Raw genomic sequence first — 19,439 nt, 5'->3', positions numbered from 1 at the left:
GAATCCCGGTAGTGCCCGGGACCGCCGCATCTTCCGTGGACGACAGACAGGACAGCGCATCGTGCCCGAGACCGCCCGCCGCACCGGCCGCCCCGCAGACCGTCACGCCGGGACCCGCTACGGCAACCGTCCGACCATGAAGGACGTCGCGGCACGCGCAGGGGTGGGCCTGAAGACGGTGTCGCGTGTGGTCAACGGCGAGCCGGGGGTCACCCCGGACACCGAGCGCCGGGTCCAGGAGGCGATAGAGGCGCTGGGGTTCCGGCGCAACGACAGCGCGCGGGTGCTGCGCAAGGGCCGCACGGCGAGCATAGGCCTGGTCCTGGAGGACCTCGCCGACCCCTTCTACGGGCCGCTGAGCCGCGCCGTCGAGGAGGTCGCCCGGGCGCACGGGGCCCTGCTGATCAACGGCTCCAGCGCGGAGGACCCGGACCGGGAGCAGGAGTTGGTGCTTGCGCTGTGCGCACGCCGCGTGGACGGACTGGTCATCATCCCGGCGGGCGACGACCACCGCTATCTGGAGCCGGAGATGAAGGCGGGAGTCGCCACGGTCTTCGTGGACCGCCCCGCCGGGAGGATCGACGCCGACGTGGTGCTGTCCGACAGCTTCGGCGGCGCCCGGGACGGAGTCGCCCACCTCATCGCGCACGGCCACCGCCGGATCGGCTTCATCGGCGACATGCCGCGCATCCACACCGCGGCCGAGCGGCTGCGCGGCTACCGGGCCGCCATGGAGGGCGCGGGCATACCCGTGGAGGACTCCTGGATGTCCCTGGGCGTCACCGATCCCGAGCGGGTGCGCCGGGCCGCCGAGGCGATGCTCGAAGGGCCCGCCCCCGTCACCGCGATCTTCGCGGGCAACAACCGCGTGACCGTCACCGTCATCCGTGTCCTGGCCGCACACAGCCGTCCGGTCGCCCTGGTCGGCTTCGACGACATCGAGCTGGCCGACCTGCTCCAGCCCGGCGTCACGGTCGTCGCGCAGGACGCCGCCGCCCTCGGCAGCACGGCCGCCGAGCGCCTGTTCCGCCAGCTCGACGGCACGCTCATCACCCCGGAGCGCATCGAGCTTCCCACCCGGCTGATCACCAGGGGCTCGGGCGAGCTGCCGCCCGTCGACTGAGGTCCCGCCCGAGGCCGCGACCGAACGCCACTGCCGAAGCCGCAGCGCACGTCACTGGGCCGAGGCCGTGAGGTCCCCTCGCCTCGGTGCCGCGAAGGCCTCCAGGTCGGCCCGGGTCAGGCCGGTGGCCCGCGTGACCTCCGCCGTGTCCAGGGCGCCGCAGTCCAGTCCCCGCAGCAGATGGCCGCTCAGCGCCTTCGCCGTGGCCGGTTCGTCCAGGACGTCGCCGGCGGTGCGGTCGGCGTAGCGGGCGAGACGTGCCGCGGCCTGCTGGAAGCCCTCACGGTAGAAGGCGAAAACGGCTGCGTACCGGGTGGGAAGGTGGCCCGGATGCATGTCCCAGCCCTGGTAGTAGGCGCGGGCCAGCGCCCGTCGGGTGAGCCTGTAGTGCAGCCGCCAGGCGTCGTGGACCTGCTCGGTGGGGCCGACGGGCAGGACGTTCGTGGAGCCGTCCGACACGCGGACGCCGGTGCCCGCCGCCGCGACCTGCATGACCGCCTTGGCGTGGTCCGCGGCCGGGTGGTCGCTCGCCTGGTGGGCGGCGGACACACCGAGGCAGGCGCTGTAGTCGAAGGTGCCGTAGTGCAGTCCGGTGGCGCGGCCCTCGGCGGCGTGGATCATGCGGGCGACGGTGGCGGTGCCGTCGGCGGCGAGGACGGCCTGGCTGGTCTCGATCTGGATCTCGAAGCCGAGGCGCCCCGCATCGAGCCCGTGCGCCTTCTCGAACGCCTCCAGCAGCCGCACCATGGCGGCGACCTGCTCCGGGTACGTCACCTTGGGCAGCGTCAGCACGAGCCCGTCCGGCAGCCCGCCGGCCTCCATCAGGCCGGTGAGGAAGATGTCGAGCGTGCGGATGCCCCGGTCGCGTACCGGCGCCTCCATGCACTTCATACGAATGCCCATGTACGGGGCGGCCGTGCCCTCCCGGTACGCCTGAGCGATCAGCCGTGCCGCGCGGGCGGCCGCCTGGTCCTCCTCGGCGTCGGGGCGCTGCCCGTAGCCGTCCTCGAAGTCGACGCGCAGGTCCTCGATCGGCTCGTGCTCGAGTTTGGCGCGGACGCGGTCGTGGACCGGCTCGGCGAGTTCGTCACCGAGACCGAGGACCGAGGCGAACGAGGCGGCGTCCGGGGCGTGTTCGTCGAGGGCGGCGAGGGCCCTGTCACCCCAGGAGCGCAGGGTGTCGGCGGCGAAGACGTCACCGGGGACGTAGACCGTGTGGACGGGCTGGCGGGTGCCGGGGTCGCCCGGGTAACGGCGGGCCAACTCGGCGTCCACCGGGGCGAGGGAGGCACTGATCTCCTCGCCGACGGCACCCGCGAGGCTCGTCGACACCCGCTCCTGCCGGCCCTGGCCCATCCCACACCCCTCCCACTTCCACTTCCACTTCCACTGCACGGAATCAACAATCCGTAGAGCGAAGCTATCCATGGCTGTCGCCGCCGGTCAACACCGTCTCGTGCATGAACCGGCCCTCCACCGGAGGCCCGGGACGAACGAAGGCCCCCGCGACCGCAGGTGCGGTCGCGGGGGCCTCCCAGCCGTGGAGCGGCTCAGCCCTTGCGGGCCCTGATCTGCTCGGTGAGCTGCGGGACCACCTCGAACAGGTCGCCGACGATGCCGTAGTCGACCAGGTCGAAGATCGGCGCCTCGGCGTCCTTGTTGATCGCCACGATGGTCTTCGAGGTCTGCATACCGGCGCGGTGCTGGATGGCGCCGGAGATGCCGGTGGCGATGTACAGCTGCGGGGACACGCTCTTGCCGGTCTGGCCGACCTGGTTGGTGTGCGGGTACCAGCCCGCGTCCACCGCGGCGCGCGAGGCGCCGACGGCCGCACCCAGGGAGTCGGCGAGGGTCTCGATCAGCGCGAAGTTCTCCGCGCCGCCCACACCACGGCCGCCGGAGACCACGATCGCGGCCTCGGTCAGCTCCGGACGACCCGTGGACTCACGCGGCGTACGGCCGGTGACCTTCGTGCCGGTCGCCTTCTCGGAGAAGGTCACCGACAGGGCCTCGACCGTGCCCGCGGCCGGAGCGGCCTCCACGGCGGCCGAGTTCGGCTTCACCGTGATGACCGGGGTGCCCTTGCTGACACGGGACTTGGTGGTGAAGGACGCGGCGAACACCGACTGGGTGGCCACCGGGCCCTCGTCGCCGGCCTCGAGGTCGACGGCGTCGGTGATGATGCCCGAGCCGATGCGCAGCGCCAGACGCGCGGCGATCTCCTTGCCCTCCGCGGAGGACGGGACCAGCACGGCGGCCGGGGACACCTGCTCGTAGGCGGCCTGCAGGGCGTCCACCTTCGGCACGACCAGGTACTCGGCGTACTCGGAGGCGTCGTGGGTGAGGACCTTGACCGCGCCGTGCTCGGCGAGCGTGGCGGCGGTGTTCTCGGCACCGGAGCCGAGGGCGACGGCGACCGGCTCGCCGATGCGGCGGGCCAGGGTCAGCAGCTCCAGCGTGGGCTTGCGGACGGCACCGTCCACGTGGTCGACGTAGACGAGAACTTCAGCCATGGGAACGGATCTCCTTGCGGATTGCGAAGTCTGAGGGACGGTAAGGGAGTCGATCCCTTAGATGAACTTCTGGCTCGCGAGGAACTCAGCGAGCTGCTTGCCGCCCTCGCCCTCGTCCTTGACGATCGTGCCCGCGGTGCGCGCCGGGCGCTCGGCCGCGGCCTCGACCGTGGTGTAGGCACCCTCGAGGCCGACCTCCTCGGCCTCGATCTCCAGGTCGGACAGGTCCCAGGACTCCACCGGCTTCTTCTTGGCCGCCATGATGCCCTTGAAGGACGGGTAGCGGGCCTCGCCCGACTGGTCGGTCACCGACACGACGGCCGGAAGAGACGCCTCGAGCTGCTCGGAGGCGGCGTCGCCGTCCCGACGGCCCTTGACCGTGCCGTCCTCGACCGAGACCTCGGACAGCAGGGTCACCTGCGGGACGCCCAGGCGCTCGGCCAGCAGCGCGGGTACGACACCCATGGTGCCGTCGGTGGAGGCCATGCCGGAGATCACCAGGTCGTAGCCGGCCTTCTCGATCGCCTTGGCCAGCACCAGCGAGGTGCCGATGGCGTCCGTGCCGTGCAGGTCGTCGTCCTCCACGTGGATCGCCTTGTCGGCGCCCATCGACAGCGCCTTGCGCAGCGCGTCCTTGGCGTCCTCCGGGCCCACCGTCAGGACGGTCACCTCGGCGTCGTCCGCGTCCTCCGCGATCTGCAGCGCCTGCTCGACCGCGTACTCGTCGAGCTCGGAGAGCAGACCGTCCACGTCGTCACGGTCGACGGTCAGGTCATCGGCGAAGTGCCGGTCGCCAGTGGCGTCGGGCACGTACTTCACAGTGACAACGATCCTCAAGCTCACGCCGGCTCTCCTACTGCATCGTCATTTCTGGGCTGCCTTCTTGCAGGCAGCATAGGCGCCTGAAGCGGCCGATCCCGGTCGGGGCGACCCCGCGCTCCGAACGAAATATTACTCGCCAGTACATCGAGTGAATGCCCGCTAAGCAAGCGCTTTGAACTGTGACCTTGACAACGCTGCGTAACCGGCCGGGCGACGACTCGGGCATGGAGGCCGCGGATGACGACTCAGTCGCGGAGGCCGTTGAACCGGCCCTGGTGGTACAGGAGGGGGCGTCCGGCACCCGAGGGATCACCGAGGACGACCTCGGCGAGGACGATGCGATGGTCCCCGGCCGGCACCCGGGCCACCACGCGGCACACCAGCCAGGCGAGGACGTCGTCCAGAAGGGGCACCCCCTCCGGGCCCTCGCGCCAGCTGGTCGGTGCCCCGAACCGGTCGGCGCCGCTCTTGGCGAAGGTGCCGGCCAGGTCCTCCTGGTGCTCGCCGAGTATGTGCACGCCGACGTGCTCGGCCTCCGAGACGACGGGCCAGCTGGAGGAGCCCACGCCGATGCCGAAGGAGACGAGCGGGGGCTCGGCGGAGACGGAGGTGAGGGAGGTGGCGGTGAAGCCGACCGGCCTGCCGCCGCCCTGGGCGGTGATCACGGCGACTCCGGCCGCGTGCTGCCGGAAGACGGAGCGCAGCAGGTCCGGGGAGGCGAGCCGATGGGTGACGAGGTCGGGCGTGGCCCTCATGGAGTGGTCCTTCTGGGAGAGTTGACCTGGGGTCCGTGGGTGCTCAACACGCCGGACAGCAGGCACTCGCGGTGCGGGCCAGATCCACGTGGACACGCTCGAAGAGAAGGAGTTCCGGGGGCATACGGTCAGGCTGACGATAGGTGGTACGCGCAGTCAAGTGCGTCCCGGCATCCGGGAGGCACGTCACCGTCGTGGGCACAACCGTCAAACCGCCTCGCCCAGCGCCGCGATGACGTCGGCCTTGCGAGGCTGGCCGGTGGCTCGCCGCACGACCCGTCCACCGGCGTCGAGGATCAGGACGGTGGGCGTCTTCAGGATGTCGAGTTCGCGCACGAGGTCGAGGTGCGCCTCGGCGTCGATCTCGATGTGGGACACGCCCGGAACCATGTCGGCCACCTCGCCCAGGACCCGGCGCGTGGCCCGGCAAGGAGCGCAGAAGGCACTCGAGAACTGGACGAGCGTCGCCCGCTCGCCGAGCCCCTGGCCCAACTCGGCCGCGCCGAGCCGCTTTCCCTCGTCCCGCCCGCGCACTCGCACTCTCCCGCTCCGCCGCCGGTGCAGCACTCCGTACGCGCTCGCCAACGCGAGCACGGCCACGCACACCACAAGTCCCGTCATCGTCTGCTCCAGCGTTCACCAGACCGCAAAGATTCCCGGCTCCCCGATCCGATTCTCATGCGGAATGCTTGAATCATGGACATCGATGTGAGGGGGCCGCGCTTCGGGGCGGCCGTGACGACCGTTGTGCTGGCCGTGGTCCTGGTCACCGGCAGCGCCTGGCTGCTGGCCTGGCAGTTGCTGGCCTTCGCGCTGGGCGCGGCCGGGGGCGTGACGCGTTCACCGTACGGATGGCTGTTCCGCAGGGTCGTACGCCCGCGGCTCGGGCCGCCGACGCAGTTCGAGGCGCCGCAGCCGCCGCAGTTCGCCCAGGTGGTCGGGCTCGTCTTCGCCGTCGTCGGGCTGGTCGGCTACACCGCGGGGCCGCGGTGGCTGGGGCTGGCGGCCACCGGTGTGGCGCTCGCCGCGGCCTTCCTCAACGCCGCGTTCGGGTACTGCCTGGGGTGCGAGGCGTACCTGCTCATGCGGCGTGTGGCGGTCCGCGCGGACTGACACGGCATCAGGCGCGGCTGGTGCGAACGGCTGACGTGACGAGGATCTCGCCGCACACGGGCACCAGGACTGGCCCCGCGTCCGTTCTTCAGGCACGATCTGCGGCAAGCCGTAAACCTACGGCTGCGTAACTTTCCGCTGGGAGTCCCTTCCCAGGCAGAGAGAAGGGTCCGTCCCCATCCATGGCTGAGCTCGTCTACCGTCCCGTCATCGGTCTCGCCCGCACGATGTTCAAGGCGTGGGACCTGAAGATCGACTGCGAGGGCTCGGAGAACATCCCCCGCTCCGGCGGTGCGGTGCTGGTGAGCAACCACATCAGCTATCTGGACTTCATCTTCAACGGCCTGGCCGCGCTGCCGCAGAAGCGCCTGGTGCGCTTCATGGCCAAGGAGTCCGTCTTCCGGCACCGCATCTCCGGCCCGCTGATGCGCGCCATGAAGCACATCCCGGTGGACCGCAAACAGGGCGAGGCGGCGTACGCGCACGCGCTGGACTCACTGAGGTCGGGCGAGGTGGTGGGAGTCTTTCCGGAGGCGACCATCTCCGAGTCCTTCACCCTGAAGAGCTTCAAGTCCGGTGCGGTGCGCCTGGCCCAGGAGGCGGGCGTCCCGCTGGTCCCGATGGCCCTGTGGGGCACCCAGCGGCTGTGGACCAAGGGCCACCCGCGCAACTTCAAGCGCAGCCACACCCCGATCACGATCCGGGTCGGCGAGGCGATCGAGGCCTCCCGTGAGACATACGCGGGCGTCCTGACCCGTCAGCTGCGCGAGCGGGTCCAGGAGTTGCTGGATGCCGCGCAGCGCGCCTACCCGGGCCGGCCCAAGGGCCCGGAGGACGCCTGGTGGATGCCGGCCCATCTCGGCGGCACCGCGCCGACCCCCGAGGCGCTGCGCGCCGCCGAGGCGCACTGAGGCCCTTCAGGCAGGGGCGTGGACGGTGATCCTCGCCCCGGGGCTTGAACTTCTCCAGCGGTTCCGCGAGTTCGGCACCGGCCTGCTCGACGTCGGACACCGGCATCGGGGCCAGGCCCTCCAGCAGGAAGAGTGCCGAGGTGGACTCCTCGGTGAGCCGGGTGCGCGGACCCTGACGCCAGTTCCAGCGGCGGCAGGTCACGCCGGCCTCGTCGCGCCGGACGACCTCGCCGGTGCCCGGGTCTTCCACGGTCTCCTCCTCCCTCCCGCGACGGGTACGAACTCCTCGTCCCCCGCGGCCCGTACGGGGTGCCTGGCGCCCTAATGCGGTCGAGGCCGGCAGTCATCGCCTGCCTCAGAGTGCGGTGGGGAGCGTCTTCCAGAGGGTGGACCGGTCGGGTGCGGCCTTGAGGGCCCTCACCACGGCCGGGTGAGGTACTGCATACAGGACTGGATAGTCCACCTCGCTGGACTCTGCATCGGGGGTCCAGGCGAGGCGCTCACCGTCGAGGGAGAACTGGGCGTCGACGCCCGGTTTGTTGCCGCGGGGGTCCTGACGATGCCAGGCGCCGTTGAACCGCACGGCGACCAGACCGTGCACGGCATGACCGCCGTCGTCGTCGTGCGCCAGCCGCTGGTAGCACAAGGCCGTCGGAATGTCCTCCGCCCGTAGGAGCGCCGCCAGGGCGTGGGCCTTGGCGTAGCAGATGCCGGTGCGCCGCTCCAGCACGTCGGAGGCCCGCCAGGTGACCCGCGGGTCACCGCTGTCGGCGGAGTGCGGAATGGCGTCGCGGACGTATTCGTAGGCCGCTCGCGCATAGGCATACGAGTCCTGGACGTCCTCAGCAAGGCGCGCGGCCGTTTCCCGCACCAGGGGATGGTCATGGTCGATGACCTCGTCGGCGGCCAAGTACGCGGACAGGTCGGGCGTTTCCTGGATCAGCTCCATGCCCGCAGAGCATAGGAATGCGGCCACCCGAGAGTCAATGATTTTTCGGGTGACCGCATAACTATGCATTCGATGTGCTGACGTGTCTCTGTGGCGGCTAGCGCGCCATCTCCTCCTTGAGAGCCGCCACGAACCGGTCCACGTCGTCCTCGGTCGTGTCGAACGAGCACATCCAGCGCACGTCGCCCGCGGCCTCGTTCCAGAAGTAGAAGCGGAAGCGCTTCTGCAGGCGCTCGCTCACGTCGTGCGGCAACCGCGCGAAGACGGCGTTGGCCTGGACCGGGTGGAGGATCTCCACTCCGTGGACCGCGCGCACACCCTCCGCGAGGCGCTGGGCCATCTCGTTGGCGTGGCGGGCGTTGCGCAGCCAGAGGTCCTTGGCGAGCAGGGCCTCCAACTGCACCGAGACGAAGCGCATCTTGGAGGCGAGCTGCATGGACAGCTTGCGCAGGTGCTTCATGCGGCGGACGGCGTCCTGGTTGATGACGACCACGGCCTCGCCGAACATCGCGCCGTTCTTCGTCCCGCCCAGGGACAGGATGTCCACTCCGGCCGCGTTGGTGAACGTGCGCATCGGCACGTCGAGGGAGGCGGCCGCGTTGGCTATGCGGGAGCCGTCCAGGTGCACCTTCATGCCGTGCGCGTGGGCGTGCTCGCAGATCGCGCGGATCTCGTCGGGCGTGTAGAGGGTGCCAAGTTCGGTGCTCTGGGTGATCGAGACGACCTGCGGCATCGCGCGGTGCTCGTCCTCCCAGCCGTACGCCTGCCGGTCGATCAGCTCGGGTGTGAGCTTGCCGTCCGGGGTCGGCACGGTGAGCAGCTTGAGGCCGCCCACGCGCTCCGGCGCCCCGCATTCGTCGACGTTGATGTGGGCGGACTCCGCGCAGATCACCGCGCCCCAGCGGTCGGTGACCGCCTGGAGCGCGACGACGTTGGCGCCGGTGCCGTTGAAGACCGGGAAGGCCTCGGCCGTGGCACCGAAGTGGCTGCGGATGATCCGCTGGAGGTTCTCGGTGTACGCGTCCTCGCCGTACGCGACCTGGTGCCCGCCGTTGGCCAGGGCCAGGGCGGCGAGCACCTCCGGGTGGGCCCCGGCGTAGTTGTCGCTGGCGAAACCGCGGACCTCCGGGTCGTGATGACGGCGCGCGTCGGTCTTGGGAGGGTTCACGGCTTCTCGGTCAGCCACAGACGGGTTCCGTTCACTTCGGTGGCGGGCTTCTCCCAGACGCCGACGATGGCTTCGGCCAGGTCCTTGACGTCGGTGAAGCCCGCGAACTTCGCGTTGGGGCGTTCGGCGCGCATCGCGTCGTGCACCAGCGCCTTCACCACCAGGATGGCAGCCGCCGACGTCAGCTCGCCCTCACCCTTCGCCTTGTTGAAGGCGTCGGCCATGGCGAGCGTCCAGGCCTCGGCGGCGGCCTTCGCGGCGGCGTAGGAGGCGTTGCCCGCGGTGGGCTTGCTCGCGCCCGCCGCGCTGATCAGGACGTACCGGCCGCGGTCGCTGCGCTGCAGGGCGTCGAAGAAGGCGAGCGAGGTGTGCTGCACCGTGCGGATGAGCAGCAGTTCGAGCAGGTCCCAGTCGTCGAGCTTGGTCCTGGTGAAGGTCTCGCTGCCGCGCCAGCCGCCGACGAGGTGCACCACACCGTCGACCCGGCCGAAGTCCTTCTCGACGTGGGCGGCCCAGTCGCGGGTGGACTGCAGGTCGAGCAGGTCCACCGTGTCCCCGGTGACGCTGGCACCGCCGTACGCGTAGCGGGCCGCGTCCACCGCTTCCGCGAGCCGCTCCGGGTCGTTGTCCGAGCCGACGACGGTGGCGCCCGCCTCGGCGAGCCGGAGCAGCGCCGCCCGGCCGGCCGGCCCGCCCGCGCCGCCACCGCGATCACCGCACCGGCCAGTGGCCCGTTCCCGTTCCGCATCTTCGCCTCCTGCCGAGCGGCCTTACGGGTTCCAGGGGCGCTCACGCGGCGACCCGCTCGGCCGCCTGAGCCGTGATGCCCTTGGTCGAGGCGATCACGTTCTTGAGCTTCTTCTGCAACGCCTCATAGAACATGCTCAGCGGAAACTCGTCCGGAAGCACGTCGTCCACGAGCTTACGCGGTGGCTGCGTCAGATCGAGGGCATCGGGGCCCTTGGCCCACTTGGAGGCCGGGTGCGGGGCGAGGTAGGTGGAGACCAGCTCGTATCCGGCGAACCAGTGCACGAGCTTGGGGCGGTCGATGCCGTCCTTGTACAGCTTCTCGATCTCTGCGCACAGCTGGTTGGTGACCTGCGGCGCGCGCTCCCAGTCGATCGACAGCTTGTTGTCGGTCCAGCGGACGACGTCGTGCTTGTGCAGGTAGGCGAAGAGCAGCTGTCCGCCGAGGCCGTCGTAGTTGCGCACGCGCTCGCCGGTGACCGGGAAGCGGAACATGCGGTCGAACAGCACCGCGTACTGCACGTCACGGGCCTGGGGCACACCGTCGGCCTGGAGCTTCACGGCCTCCTTGAAGGCGGTGAGGTCACAGCGCAGCTCCTCGAGGCCGTACATCCAGAACGGCTGGCGCTGCTTGATCATGAACGGGTCGAACGGCAGGTCGCCGTGGCTGTGGGTGCGGTCGTGGACCATGTCCCAGAGCACGAAGGCCTCTTCGCAGCGCTTCTGGTCGTGGACCATCGCGGCGATGTCCTCGGGCAGCTCGAGGCCCAGGATGTCGACGGCGGCCGCGGTCACGCGGCGGAAGCGGGCGGCCTCGCGGTCGCAGAAGATGCCGCCCCAGGAGAATCGTTCCGGCGCCTCGCGCACGGCGATGGTCTCCGGGAACAGTACGGCGGAGTTGGTGTCGTAGCCCGCCGTGAAGTCCTCGAACTTGATGCCGCAGAACAGCGGGTTGTCGTATCGGGTGCGCTCCAGCTCGGCCAGCCAGTCGGGCCAGACCATGCGCAGCACGACCGCTTCGAGGTTGCGGTTCGGGTTGCCGTTCTGCGTGTACATCGGGAAGACGACCAGGTGCTGGAGGCCGTCCTCGCGCCTGGCGGCAGGCTGGAAGGCCAGCAGCGAGTCCAGGAAGTCGGGCACCTGGAAGCCCTCGTCGGCCCACCGACGCAGGTCCTTCACGAGCGCCTCGTGGTAGGCGGCGTCGTGCGGCAGCAGCCGGGAGAGCTCCTCCACGGCCTGTACCGCACGGCCCACGGCGGCCCCCGCCTCCGCACGCTCCGGTGCGCCCTCGGCGTCGAAGTCGATCGATCCGTCCTTGGCCTGCCATGGCCGGATCTGCTCCACGGCATCCTTGAGCACGGGCCAAGCGGGGTGGTCCACCACCCTGTCCTGCGGAGGAACCCGCTCCTCCGAACCCACCTGCACAAGAATTTCCGTCATGACCCATCCTTCACGGGAGAACCTCTCGTAAGCACACCGTATGCATACCGGGTTTCTCCCAGCAAGAGGGCAGTCGACAAATTGTCCTGTCGGACCACGTCTTCACCGCTCATTTTCCTGTTCTGGACAAGACATGCGACGACTTCCGCTGAACGCTTGTTCGGCTCCCGCTTGCGGGCCAGTGAGGCGACTTCCGGCCATCGGGCGCGGGGCACGGGACGGTCAACACGGGCGAGACGCGCCCACCCCGGGGTGACACCGGACCGGCCGCCCAGTCCGGTTTCGCGCCGCTCCGCGCGCTCCGGGCCCCGGCACGGTCGGGTTCGGGGCGCGGCCGGGCCACTAGGCTGCGGCCGAGCCGCGCCGGTCCGGGAGCACCGCGCGGCTGCCCGAGCCGCCGTCGACGGAAGCGAGCCGAACCTTGAACTTCCTCACCATCGGTCACCGCGGAGTGATGGGTGTCGAACCCGAGAACACCCTCCGGTCCTTCGTCGCCGCCGAACGCGCGGGCCTCGATCTGATCGAGCTCGATCTGCATCTGAGCAAGGACGGTGCCCTCGTGGTCATGCACGATGACCAGGTGGACCGTACGACCGACGGTACGGGTCCGATCGTGGAGAAGACCCTCGCCGAGCTGCGCGCGCTCGACGCGGGCCGTGGTGAGCGCGTACCCGTCTTCGAGGAGGTCCTGGACGCGGTGCGGACACCGATCCAGGCGGAGATCAAGGACGTGGCGGCGGCACAGGCACTGGCCGAGGTGATGCACCGCAGGGACCTGGTCGGCCGGGTGGAGGTGTCGTCGTTCCACGACGAGGCGGTCAGGGAGATCGCCCGGCTCGTGCCGGGCGTCCGCACGGCGCTGATCGCGGACCGCTACGGCACCGACGTCGTGGAGCGGGCCGTGCAGGCCGGCGCGGCGACCCTGTGCCTCGACATCCGCCGGCTGACCCTGGAGGTCGTCGAGCACGCGCGCGGGGCGGGCCTGCGGATCATCGGCTGGATCGTCAACACCCCCGAGCATCTGCGGCTCGTCCGCGCGCTCGAGCTGGACGGCGCGACCACCGACTACCCGGAGATCAGACGCACCGGCCGCTTCACGGCGTGACCTTCACGCACACGGTCACACCAGACGCACACGGTCACACCAGCGGCTTGACCAGCAGCTCGAACTGGAGGTCGTCGCGCTGGGGGATGCCGAAGCGCTCGTCGCCGTACGGGAAGGGGCTCATCTGTCCCGTACGGCGGTAGCCGCGCCGCTCGTACCAGGCGATGAGGTCGTCCCGGACGGAGATGACGGTCATCTGCATCTCCTCGGCGCCCCAGGTCTCGCGGGCCGTGCGCTCCGCCTCGGCGATGACCGCCTTGCCGAGGCCGCCGCCCTGCAGCGTGGGGCTGACCGCGAACATGCCGAAGTAGGCGTGGTCGCCACGGTGCTCGAGCTGGCAGCAGGCGATGATCGCCCCGTCGCGCTCCACGGTCAGCAGCCGGCTGTCGGGCGACTTGATCACCTCGAGCACGCCCTCCGGGTCGGTCCGCCGGCCCTCGAGGATGTCCGCCTCGGTGGTCCACCCCACCCGGCTGGAGTCTCCGCGGTACGCCGACTCCACCAGCGCGACCAGCGCGTCGACGTCGGCCTCCGTGGCGTCGCGGAAGGTCAGACCGGTCGTGGCGGTGTCAGCGGCGGCGGGGCTGTCCATTGGGATGCTTCTCCGTGTTCCGTGGCGCGGCGCGGGCATCGATGAGGGTAACCCGCCCACTAGGCTCCCCATGCATGGTCCACGTACTGAGCAGCCGCACCCTTCTGCGCCCGGCCGATCCGGAGCGGTCCCGGGCCTTCTACGGCGGAAAACTCGGGCTCCCGGTCTACCGGGAGTTCGGCACGGGGCCCGATCGCGGGGTCGTGTACTTCCTCGGCGGCGGCTTCCTCGAGGTGGCGGGCCGCAGCGAGACCCCGCCCTCACCGGCCCTCAAGCTCTGGTTGCAGGTGCCGGACGTGGCCTTGGCGCACACGGAGCTGGCCGATGCCGGGGTCATGATCGTGCGGCCGCCGGTGAAGGAGCCGTGGGGTCTGATCGAGATGTGGATCGAGGACCCGGACGGCACCGAGATCGTGCTCGTCGAGGTCCCGGCCGACCATCCCCTGCGGTACCGGCCGGGGACCTGATGCCGCCCGCCAGGGGTGGCCTTAGCGTGGTCAGGGGGACCGCCGCGACCGGAGGTGTCCGATGAAACTCGACGCGCCGGTGACCGGCGGTCCCTGCTGGACGGAGCTGGGCACCAGCGATCTGGAGGCCGCCAAGCGGTTCTACACCGAGCTGTTCGGCTGGCGGCCGGAGACCGACACACGGCCGGAGGCGGGCGGCTACACGATCGCGCATCTGGGCGACGCGGCGGTCGCGGCCCTCGCCCCGCTCTTCCAGGAATCGCAGCCGGTCGCCTGGAACGTGACGTTCTCGGTGGCCGACGCGGACGCGGCGGCCGAAGAGGTGCGCGCGGCCGGCGGCACGGTGCTCCTCGGGCCGATGGACGTCTTCGACGCGGGCCGTTTCACGGTCGCCGGCGATCCGGGCGGCGCCGTCTTCCAGATGTGGCAGCCGCGGGCCTTCCCCGGGGCGGAGCTGCTCAACGCGCCGGGCTCGCTCGGCTGGGTGGAGCTGCTGACCCGTGTCCCGGAGCGGGTCACCGACTTCTACACGACCGTCTTCGGCTGGAGCGTGCACCCTTCCGAGCAGTACACGCAGTGGGGCCTCGACGGCGCGGACTTCGGCGGCATGGTGACGATGGGCGACCGGTTCCCGCCGGAGGTGCCGTCGCACTGGCTGCCGTACTTCGCCGTGGAGGACGTGGACGCCTCGGTGCAGCTCGCGACACAGGCGGGCGCAGGCGTCCTCATGGAACCGACCTCGGTCCCGGACGGCCCGCGCATCGCCGTTCTCAAGGACCCGCAGGGCGCGGTCTTCGGCATCTACGTCGCAGGTCAGGAGGGCTAGTCCGGGTGCCTCCGGCTCTCGTCGCACAACCCCGGGGAGATGCCGCGGTCGGCGGCGTGAGCGTCGCCCGGTCGATGAGCGGGGCGTACGCCGAGCGACCGTACGCCGAGCGACCGGCCATAGGAGTTGCGGGTGTCGCCGTCGAGTGCGCCGTCAGCCGCGCGGTGCGCCGAGCCGGCCTTCCAGCTGGACCAGCAACTCGCCCAGCAGTTCCGCGAGTTGACGCCGGTCGTCGGTACCGAGCCCGGACAGGACGGCGGTTTCGTACGACAGTTGCTCGGGCAGGACGGCGTCGACCAGGTCCCGGCCCGCCTCCGTCAGATGCACATGCGCCACGCGGCGGTCACGGGCGTCCCCGCGCCGCTCGACCAGGCCGCGCTCGGCGAGCTGCTTGATCCGTTTGGTGACCGCGGCACCGGAGGAGAAGGTCTCCCGGGCCAGCTCTCCGGGCGTCAGCTCGTGCCCCGTGCGGCGCAGCGTGCCGAGGACGTCGAACTCCGGTCGGGTGAGCCCGGCTCGGCGCAGCGGGGCGTCCTCGGCCTGCTGGAGCAGGGCGGCACAACGGTTGACCCGCCCGATGATCTCCATGGGCCCGGTGTCGACGTCGGGGCGGACGGCCCGCCACTGGCGCACGACGGCGGCGACGATGTCGCCCGCGACGGGCTCAGGTCCGGCCGCGCCGCCCTGCGCCCGCGTCGTCGGTCCGTTCACAGCCGTCATGTCCGTGCGCCTTCCGAGGTGTGCCGTCCCTGCCGTCGTACCGTCGCGGCGAGCGTACGGTGTCCGGCCTGTTCGGCGCGCAGCACCCGCTCCTCGGGCAGAGCGCGCTGCCACCACTCGCCGGCTGCGGCGTCGGCCGTGGCGCGCAGTTCCACGAGGGCTGCGGCGAGAGCGCGGCGGGCGCTTTCCCGGGCTCCCGGCTCGTCGTGCTCCGCGGCCAGGAGCCGGGCCGCCCGCTCACGGGCGCGGTCCGCGGCGGCGAGGGCGTGGTCGAGACGGTCGCCGGCGCGCCGGTTGGTGACGACGATCGCGGCGACGAAGCCGACCAGCGCTCCGATGAGGGTGTCCACGACCCGGTCTGCCATCAGCGCGGCGGGCTCCTGGTGGCGGGCGAACTCGGTGATGAGCAGGGCCATCGGGGTCACGCAGACGCTGCCGAGCCAGTAGTTGCGGCTGATGAGCGCCTCGGCGCCGAAGTTGAGGACAAGGCCGCACAGCACCAGGGCCAGCTGGTTGAGGTGCGCGAGCGGGGCGATGGCCGCGAAGAGCAGGACGCCGAGGAGGTTGCCGATGACGCGCTGGACGCCTCGGCGCCAGGTGAGGGTGACATTGGCCTGGTACAGCGAGGCGGCGGTGACCAGCGCCCAGTACGGGCGGCCGACGCCGAGCGCCAGGGAGACGTATCCGGCGAGGGCGCAGCCGAGGGCGGTGCGCAGGGCGATGGGGGCGAGCGGGCCGAGCCTGCGGCGCAGGGGGCGCCGCGGGCTCGCGAGTTCGGCCTCCACGCCGAGGAGTTCGTCGGCGGTTCCGCCGAGGTCGTCCGGGATCGGGACGCGCCTGGTGCCGCGCAGCTCCCGCGCCCAGGCGCGCAGCCGCTCGGGGTCGGTGTCGTCGGGCGCCGCGAGCGCGACCTCGGCCCGCACGACGAGCCGTGCCAGGGCGCGCCGAGATGCAGAGCCGGTCGACAGCAGCGACTGCCAGGCGGTGTGCACGGCGGCCGCGGCACCGGCCCGGGCGGCGGCCGCCCCGGTCTCGGCGAACACGGCGGCGGCGCTCAGGGCGTGGGCGGTGGCACGGCGCTCGGGGCCGTGCGGCCGCAGCAGGCCGGGGGCCATGCCGACGATCCAGGACCAGGCGCCCGCCGCGGCGGCGAGAGCGAGGTGGGCGGGGACCTGACCCGGGGTCTGCGGGGCGAACAGGGACGCCGAGCTGACGAAGGTGAAGATCACGTTGCCGGGCGGCCCGATGCGGGTCGCGTCGCAGAGCGCCTTCTGCACCGCCGCCAGCAGGGCGCCCACGGTCACCAGGACCACGGCGTTCGTGGTGAGGGACGCGGCGACCAGGGCGACGGCGAGTCCGCCGAGCATGCCGAGGACGACCCGGACGAGAGTCAGGGCGCGGGCCGCGTACGGACGGTTGTGCGCGTAGAGGGCGCACAGCGAGCCCGCCATCGTGTAGACGGCCAGGTCGAGGCGGCCGAGGGCGAGCAGTGTCAGGTTCGGCGGGGCGACCGCGGCGACCACGCTCAGTGCGGGCTTGAACCAGATCTCCGAGGGCCTGCCGAGGCGCAGATGACCGGAGAGGGGCAAAGGGCGCATTCGGGAGGTTCGGGGGGTGACACTGCTCATGCACATAAGCTTAACAGGTGTTTTACTCGTAAACGATTGTGGGGCGACCGCCCCGGCCTGCCGCGCGATCCCCGCGCTCCCCTTGTACGCCTGTGCGCTTGGGTGCGCACCCTGCGTCACGGGCATGCCCCCGGTGACCGTCCGAGACCGTCCAGCGGGGAGGTACGCGGTGCACGGACCGGCTTCGCCCGGGTGGCTGCTCGTCGCGCTGTGCGCGGCGACCGGGGCCTACTGTCTGCTGCGGATGCGCAGCACCGTCGAGGAACAGCGCCGGGCCGCGGGCGGCGAGGCGCTGATGGGGTTCGGCATGGCGGTGATGGCCGTGCCCGCGGCGGTCGCCGTGCCGCCGCGCGCCGTGTGGGTCACCTACGCCGTGGTCTTCGGCGGGGCGGCCGTGCGGGCCCTGTGGGAGGCCCGGCGCGGCGCCCACCATCTGCACCATCTGATAGGCGCGTGCGCCATGGTCTACATGGCGGCGGCGATGGCCGCCTCGCACGGACACCACACGCACGGCGGCGTATCGCTGCTGACCGGGACACTGCTGCTGTACTTCACGGTCTATGTCCTGTGGTCCGGAGTACGGCTGGTGCCGGCGGTGGCGGTGGCCGCGGCCGGGGTTGTGCCGGGCCCGGGCTGGGGCGACCGGCCCGAACTCGCGCGTGCCTGCCGCCTGTCCATGGCGATCGCGATGCTGGCGATGCTCCTCACGCTGTGACCCGGGCGCCGAGCGGGGCCCGGCATCAGGTCGGCGTGGGACAGGACGCCGCACAACCGTGGCGTGCGTCACTTTGCCGCGACAGTACGTAGGCCGTGCCCCGGACCGGCTCATAGGCTTCGGCCCATGATGGTCCCCGCGGCACTGCTGCTGCTCGGCGCGCTGACCGCCGTCCTCGCTCCACGGCTGCTCGCCCGGGCGGACTGGCCGGACCGCGAACCGGTGGTCGCCCTGTGGGTGTGGCAGTGCGTGGTGGCGGCGGTCCTGGTGTGCTGCGTGCTGTCGATGACGCTGAGCGCGGCCGCCGCGTGGGCGGCCGTGCGGGGCCATGTGTTCGCCCCCGCCCCGCACTCGGTCGTGGCCGCGTACGCGCTGAGCACGGGGAGCCCCTGGGCCGCGACGACCGCCGTGGCGCTGGCGTGCGGCGGCGTGTGGAGCGCGGCGATGCTGGTCCGGGAGGTCTCCCGGGCACGGGCGCGCCGCCGGCACAGCCGCACCGAACTGCTGGTGCGGGCCCCGCTGTTGCCCGGCGAGGAGCCGCGTGGCGACCGACTGGTGGTGCTGGAGGGGGAGCGACCGGACGCCTGGTGGCTGCCCGGACCGGCACCCCGACTGGTCGTCACCACGGCCGCGTTGCGCCGGCTCAAGGGCAGGCAGTTGGATGCGGTGCTCGCCCATGAGCAGGGCCACGCGCGAGCCCGGCACCACTGGCTGCTGCACTCCTCGGCCGCGCTGGCCAACGGGTTCCCCCAGGTGCCCGTCTTCGCCGCGTTCCGCGACGAGATGCACCGGCTGGTCGAACTCGCCGCCGACGACATGGCCTCGCGCCGCCACGGCCGCCTCACCACCGCGCTCGCGCTGGTGGAACTCAATGAGGACCGTGGCGTGTTCGGGCCCTGCCCCACCCCACAGGCCCACGTTCCGCAGCGTGTGCACCGCCTCCTCACTCCCCCGGACCGGCTTTCGGCGGCGCGGCGGCTGCGGCTGACGGCGACCGCGGCGCTGGTCCCGGTGATTCCGGTGCTGGTGGCGTTCGTGCCGGGGCTGCGCGCACTCGGGTAGTCACGGCAGGCTCCCGGCGGCTCGGACTTGACCCATGGCCGCACGTGTCGGCGAGGATCACGGTATGCACCCCGCGCCCGTCGACTCACCGCCCCGCCCTCCGGCCCCGCGGACCGCGGCGCTCGTCGCCGCCGCCCTCGCCGCCCCGTCAGTGCTGCTCCTGGTGCTGGTCGCCCTCCCCTGGCGGCCGCTCATGACACTCGACGGCGACATCGCGACCACCACGCACCGCTGGGCGGTCGAACACCGCGGAATCACGCACGCGTCCCGCATCCTCACGGACTGGGTGTGGGACCCCCAGACCATGCGCGCCCTGTGCGTCGCCGCCGTGGTCTGGCTGCTGTGGCGGCGCAGAGCGCGGTGGCTCGCGCTGTGGGTGGCGGCCACGTGCGCGCTCGCGGCGCTGGCGCAGAACGGCCTCAAGGCGGCTGTCGACCGCCCCCGCCCGGTGTGGCCGAATCCCGTCGACTCCGCCCACTACGCGGCCTTCCCCTCCGGTCACGCCATGACGGCGACCGTGGTGTGCGGACTGCTGCTGTGGCTCCTGCACCGCCACGGCGCCGGGCGCCTGTTGTGGCGTACGGCGCTCACGGTGGCCGTGGTCTCGGTCGTGGGCGTCGGGCTGACGCGCGTCTGGCTGGGCGTGCACTGGCCGTCGGACGTGCTGGGCGGCTGGCTGCTGGGGGCCCTGCTGGTCGCGCTCGCGGTGGCGTCGTACGAGTGGTGGTGCCAGGGGGAGGAAGTGCCGGTTGGGCGCGAACGGCGTCCTTGACCGGGAGGGGA

Annotated in this window: 20 protein-coding genes and 2 pseudogenes; 9 read left to right on the top strand and 13 right to left on the bottom strand. The window is 71.7% G+C overall.

All coding sequences use genetic code 11. The annotated features are described in order from the left end of the window. The first annotated feature begins 61 nt into the window (after positions 1 to 61). A complete protein-coding gene (locus tag N8I84_RS35845; RefSeq protein ID WP_263233607.1) occupies positions 62 to 1,123 on the top strand; it encodes a LacI family DNA-binding transcriptional regulator in 1,062 nt (353 codons plus the stop codon). 51 nt (positions 1,124 to 1,174) lie between these two features. On the opposite strand, the gene N8I84_RS35840 is transcribed toward N8I84_RS35845, so the two are convergent. From N8I84_RS35840 to N8I84_RS35820, 5 genes are all read right to left on the bottom strand, one after another. Next, a complete protein-coding gene (locus tag N8I84_RS35840; RefSeq protein WP_263234996.1) occupies positions 1,175 to 2,479 on the bottom strand; it encodes an HpcH/HpaI aldolase/citrate lyase family protein in 1,305 nt (434 codons plus the stop codon). 194 nt (positions 2,480 to 2,673) lie between these two features. Continuing rightward, the gene (locus N8I84_RS35835; RefSeq protein WP_263233606.1) at positions 2,674 to 3,636 is read right to left on the bottom strand and encodes an electron transfer flavoprotein subunit alpha/FixB family protein; all 963 of its coding nucleotides are present in this window, start codon (positions 3,634 to 3,636) and stop codon (positions 2,674 to 2,676) included. A gap of 57 nt (positions 3,637 to 3,693) precedes the next feature. Continuing rightward, positions 3,694 to 4,479, bottom strand: a complete 786-nt coding sequence (locus N8I84_RS35830; protein ID WP_263233605.1) for an electron transfer flavoprotein subunit beta/FixA family protein — start codon at positions 4,477 to 4,479, stop codon at positions 3,694 to 3,696. Positions 4,480 to 4,703: 224 nt separating this feature from the next. Continuing rightward, entirely contained in the window at positions 4,704 to 5,213 is a 510-nt protein-coding gene (locus N8I84_RS35825; RefSeq protein ID WP_263233604.1) for a flavin reductase family protein, read from the bottom strand. A 207-nt stretch (positions 5,214 to 5,420) separates the two neighbouring features. Further along, entirely contained in the window at positions 5,421 to 5,834 is a 414-nt protein-coding gene (locus N8I84_RS35820; protein WP_263233603.1) for a thioredoxin family protein, read from the bottom strand. A gap of 75 nt (positions 5,835 to 5,909) precedes the next feature. Between N8I84_RS35820 and N8I84_RS35815 the strand changes: the two genes are divergently transcribed. Next, positions 5,910 to 6,326: a DUF4395 domain-containing protein gene (locus N8I84_RS35815; protein WP_263233602.1), complete on the top strand. Its 417-nt coding sequence runs from the start codon at positions 5,910 to 5,912 to the stop codon at positions 6,324 to 6,326. Between the two features lie 182 nt (positions 6,327 to 6,508). After that, complete coding sequence (locus tag N8I84_RS35810; RefSeq protein ID WP_263233601.1) at positions 6,509 to 7,237, top strand: lysophospholipid acyltransferase family protein; 729 nt, start codon at positions 6,509 to 6,511, stop codon at positions 7,235 to 7,237. 6 nt (positions 7,238 to 7,243) lie between these two features. Here N8I84_RS35810 and N8I84_RS35805 read toward each other — a convergent pair. The 5 genes and pseudogenes from N8I84_RS35805 to N8I84_RS35785 all read right to left on the bottom strand — a co-directional run. Continuing rightward, a pseudogene (locus tag N8I84_RS35805) lies at positions 7,244 to 7,558 on the bottom strand (cytoplasmic protein); the annotation flags it as partial. A gap of 34 nt (positions 7,559 to 7,592) precedes the next feature. Then, complete coding sequence (locus N8I84_RS35800) at positions 7,593 to 8,186, bottom strand: transglutaminase domain-containing protein (protein ID WP_263233600.1); 594 nt, start codon at positions 8,184 to 8,186, stop codon at positions 7,593 to 7,595. 97 nt (positions 8,187 to 8,283) lie between these two features. Then, the gene (locus N8I84_RS35795) at positions 8,284 to 9,354 is read right to left on the bottom strand and encodes a threonine aldolase family protein (protein ID WP_200420152.1); all 1,071 of its coding nucleotides are present in this window, start codon (positions 9,352 to 9,354) and stop codon (positions 8,284 to 8,286) included. Continuing rightward, positions 9,351 to 10,102 (bottom strand): annotated as a pseudogene (locus tag N8I84_RS35790) (SDR family NAD(P)-dependent oxidoreductase). The gene N8I84_RS35795 and the pseudogene N8I84_RS35790 overlap by 4 nt, the downstream one beginning before the upstream one ends. Positions 10,103 to 10,143: 41 nt before the next feature. Beyond that, positions 10,144 to 11,541 (bottom strand): DUF6421 family protein, encoded by a 1,398-nt coding sequence (locus N8I84_RS35785; protein ID WP_263233599.1) that lies wholly within the window; start codon positions 11,539 to 11,541, stop codon positions 10,144 to 10,146. Positions 11,542 to 11,962: 421 nt separating this feature from the next. Here N8I84_RS35785 and N8I84_RS35780 point away from each other — a divergent pair, with 421 nt between their 5' ends. After that, positions 11,963 to 12,646 (top strand): glycerophosphodiester phosphodiesterase, encoded by a 684-nt coding sequence (locus N8I84_RS35780; RefSeq protein WP_263233598.1) that lies wholly within the window; start codon positions 11,963 to 11,965, stop codon positions 12,644 to 12,646. Between the two features lie 34 nt (positions 12,647 to 12,680). On the opposite strand, the gene N8I84_RS35775 is transcribed toward N8I84_RS35780, so the two are convergent. Beyond that, positions 12,681 to 13,238 carry a GNAT family N-acetyltransferase gene (locus N8I84_RS35775; RefSeq protein WP_263233597.1) on the bottom strand — a complete coding sequence of 186 codons (558 nt, stop codon included), beginning with the start codon at positions 13,236 to 13,238 and terminating at the stop codon, positions 12,681 to 12,683. Positions 13,239 to 13,312: 74 nt separating this feature from the next. On the opposite strand from N8I84_RS35775, the gene N8I84_RS35770 reads away from it, so the two are divergent. Continuing rightward, complete coding sequence (locus tag N8I84_RS35770) at positions 13,313 to 13,705, top strand: VOC family protein (RefSeq protein ID WP_263233596.1); 393 nt, start codon at positions 13,313 to 13,315, stop codon at positions 13,703 to 13,705. 61 nt (positions 13,706 to 13,766) lie between these two features. After that, positions 13,767 to 14,531, top strand: a complete 765-nt coding sequence (locus N8I84_RS35765; protein WP_263233595.1) for a VOC family protein — start codon at positions 13,767 to 13,769, stop codon at positions 14,529 to 14,531. Between the two features lie 153 nt (positions 14,532 to 14,684). On the opposite strand, the gene N8I84_RS35760 is transcribed toward N8I84_RS35765, so the two are convergent. Together N8I84_RS35760 and N8I84_RS35755 are read right to left on the bottom strand one after the other, a co-directional pair. Further along, positions 14,685 to 15,251, bottom strand: coding sequence for a MarR family winged helix-turn-helix transcriptional regulator (locus N8I84_RS35760; RefSeq protein WP_263233594.1), 567 nt, complete (start codon positions 15,249 to 15,251; stop codon positions 14,685 to 14,687). Next, on the bottom strand, positions 15,248 to 16,879 hold the full coding sequence (locus tag N8I84_RS35755; protein WP_263233593.1) for an FUSC family protein: 1,632 nt from the start codon (positions 16,877 to 16,879) through the stop codon (positions 15,248 to 15,250). The genes N8I84_RS35760 and N8I84_RS35755 overlap by 4 nt, the downstream gene beginning before the upstream one ends. A 169-nt stretch (positions 16,880 to 17,048) precedes the next feature. Here N8I84_RS35755 and N8I84_RS35750 point away from each other — a divergent pair, with 169 nt between their 5' ends. The 3 genes from N8I84_RS35750 to N8I84_RS35740 all read left to right on the top strand — a co-directional run bounded on the left by N8I84_RS35750 (position 17,049) and on the right by N8I84_RS35740 (position 19,428). Beyond that, positions 17,049 to 17,594, top strand: coding sequence for a DUF5134 domain-containing protein (locus N8I84_RS35750; protein ID WP_263233592.1), 546 nt, complete (start codon positions 17,049 to 17,051; stop codon positions 17,592 to 17,594). Positions 17,595 to 17,720: 126 nt separating this feature from the next. Continuing rightward, a complete protein-coding gene (locus tag N8I84_RS35745) occupies positions 17,721 to 18,656 on the top strand; it encodes a M56 family metallopeptidase (RefSeq protein ID WP_263233591.1) in 936 nt (311 codons plus the stop codon). 64 nt (positions 18,657 to 18,720) lie between these two features. Continuing rightward, positions 18,721 to 19,428: a phosphatase PAP2 family protein gene (locus tag N8I84_RS35740; protein WP_263234995.1), complete on the top strand. Its 708-nt coding sequence runs from the start codon at positions 18,721 to 18,723 to the stop codon at positions 19,426 to 19,428. Positions 19,429 to 19,439: the final 11 nt, after the last annotated feature.

The organism is Streptomyces cynarae (genome assembly GCF_025642135.1).
GTDB lineage: Bacteria > Actinomycetota > Actinomycetes > Streptomycetales > Streptomycetaceae > Streptomyces > Streptomyces cynarae.
This window is presented reverse-complemented; position numbering and strand designations above follow the sequence as displayed.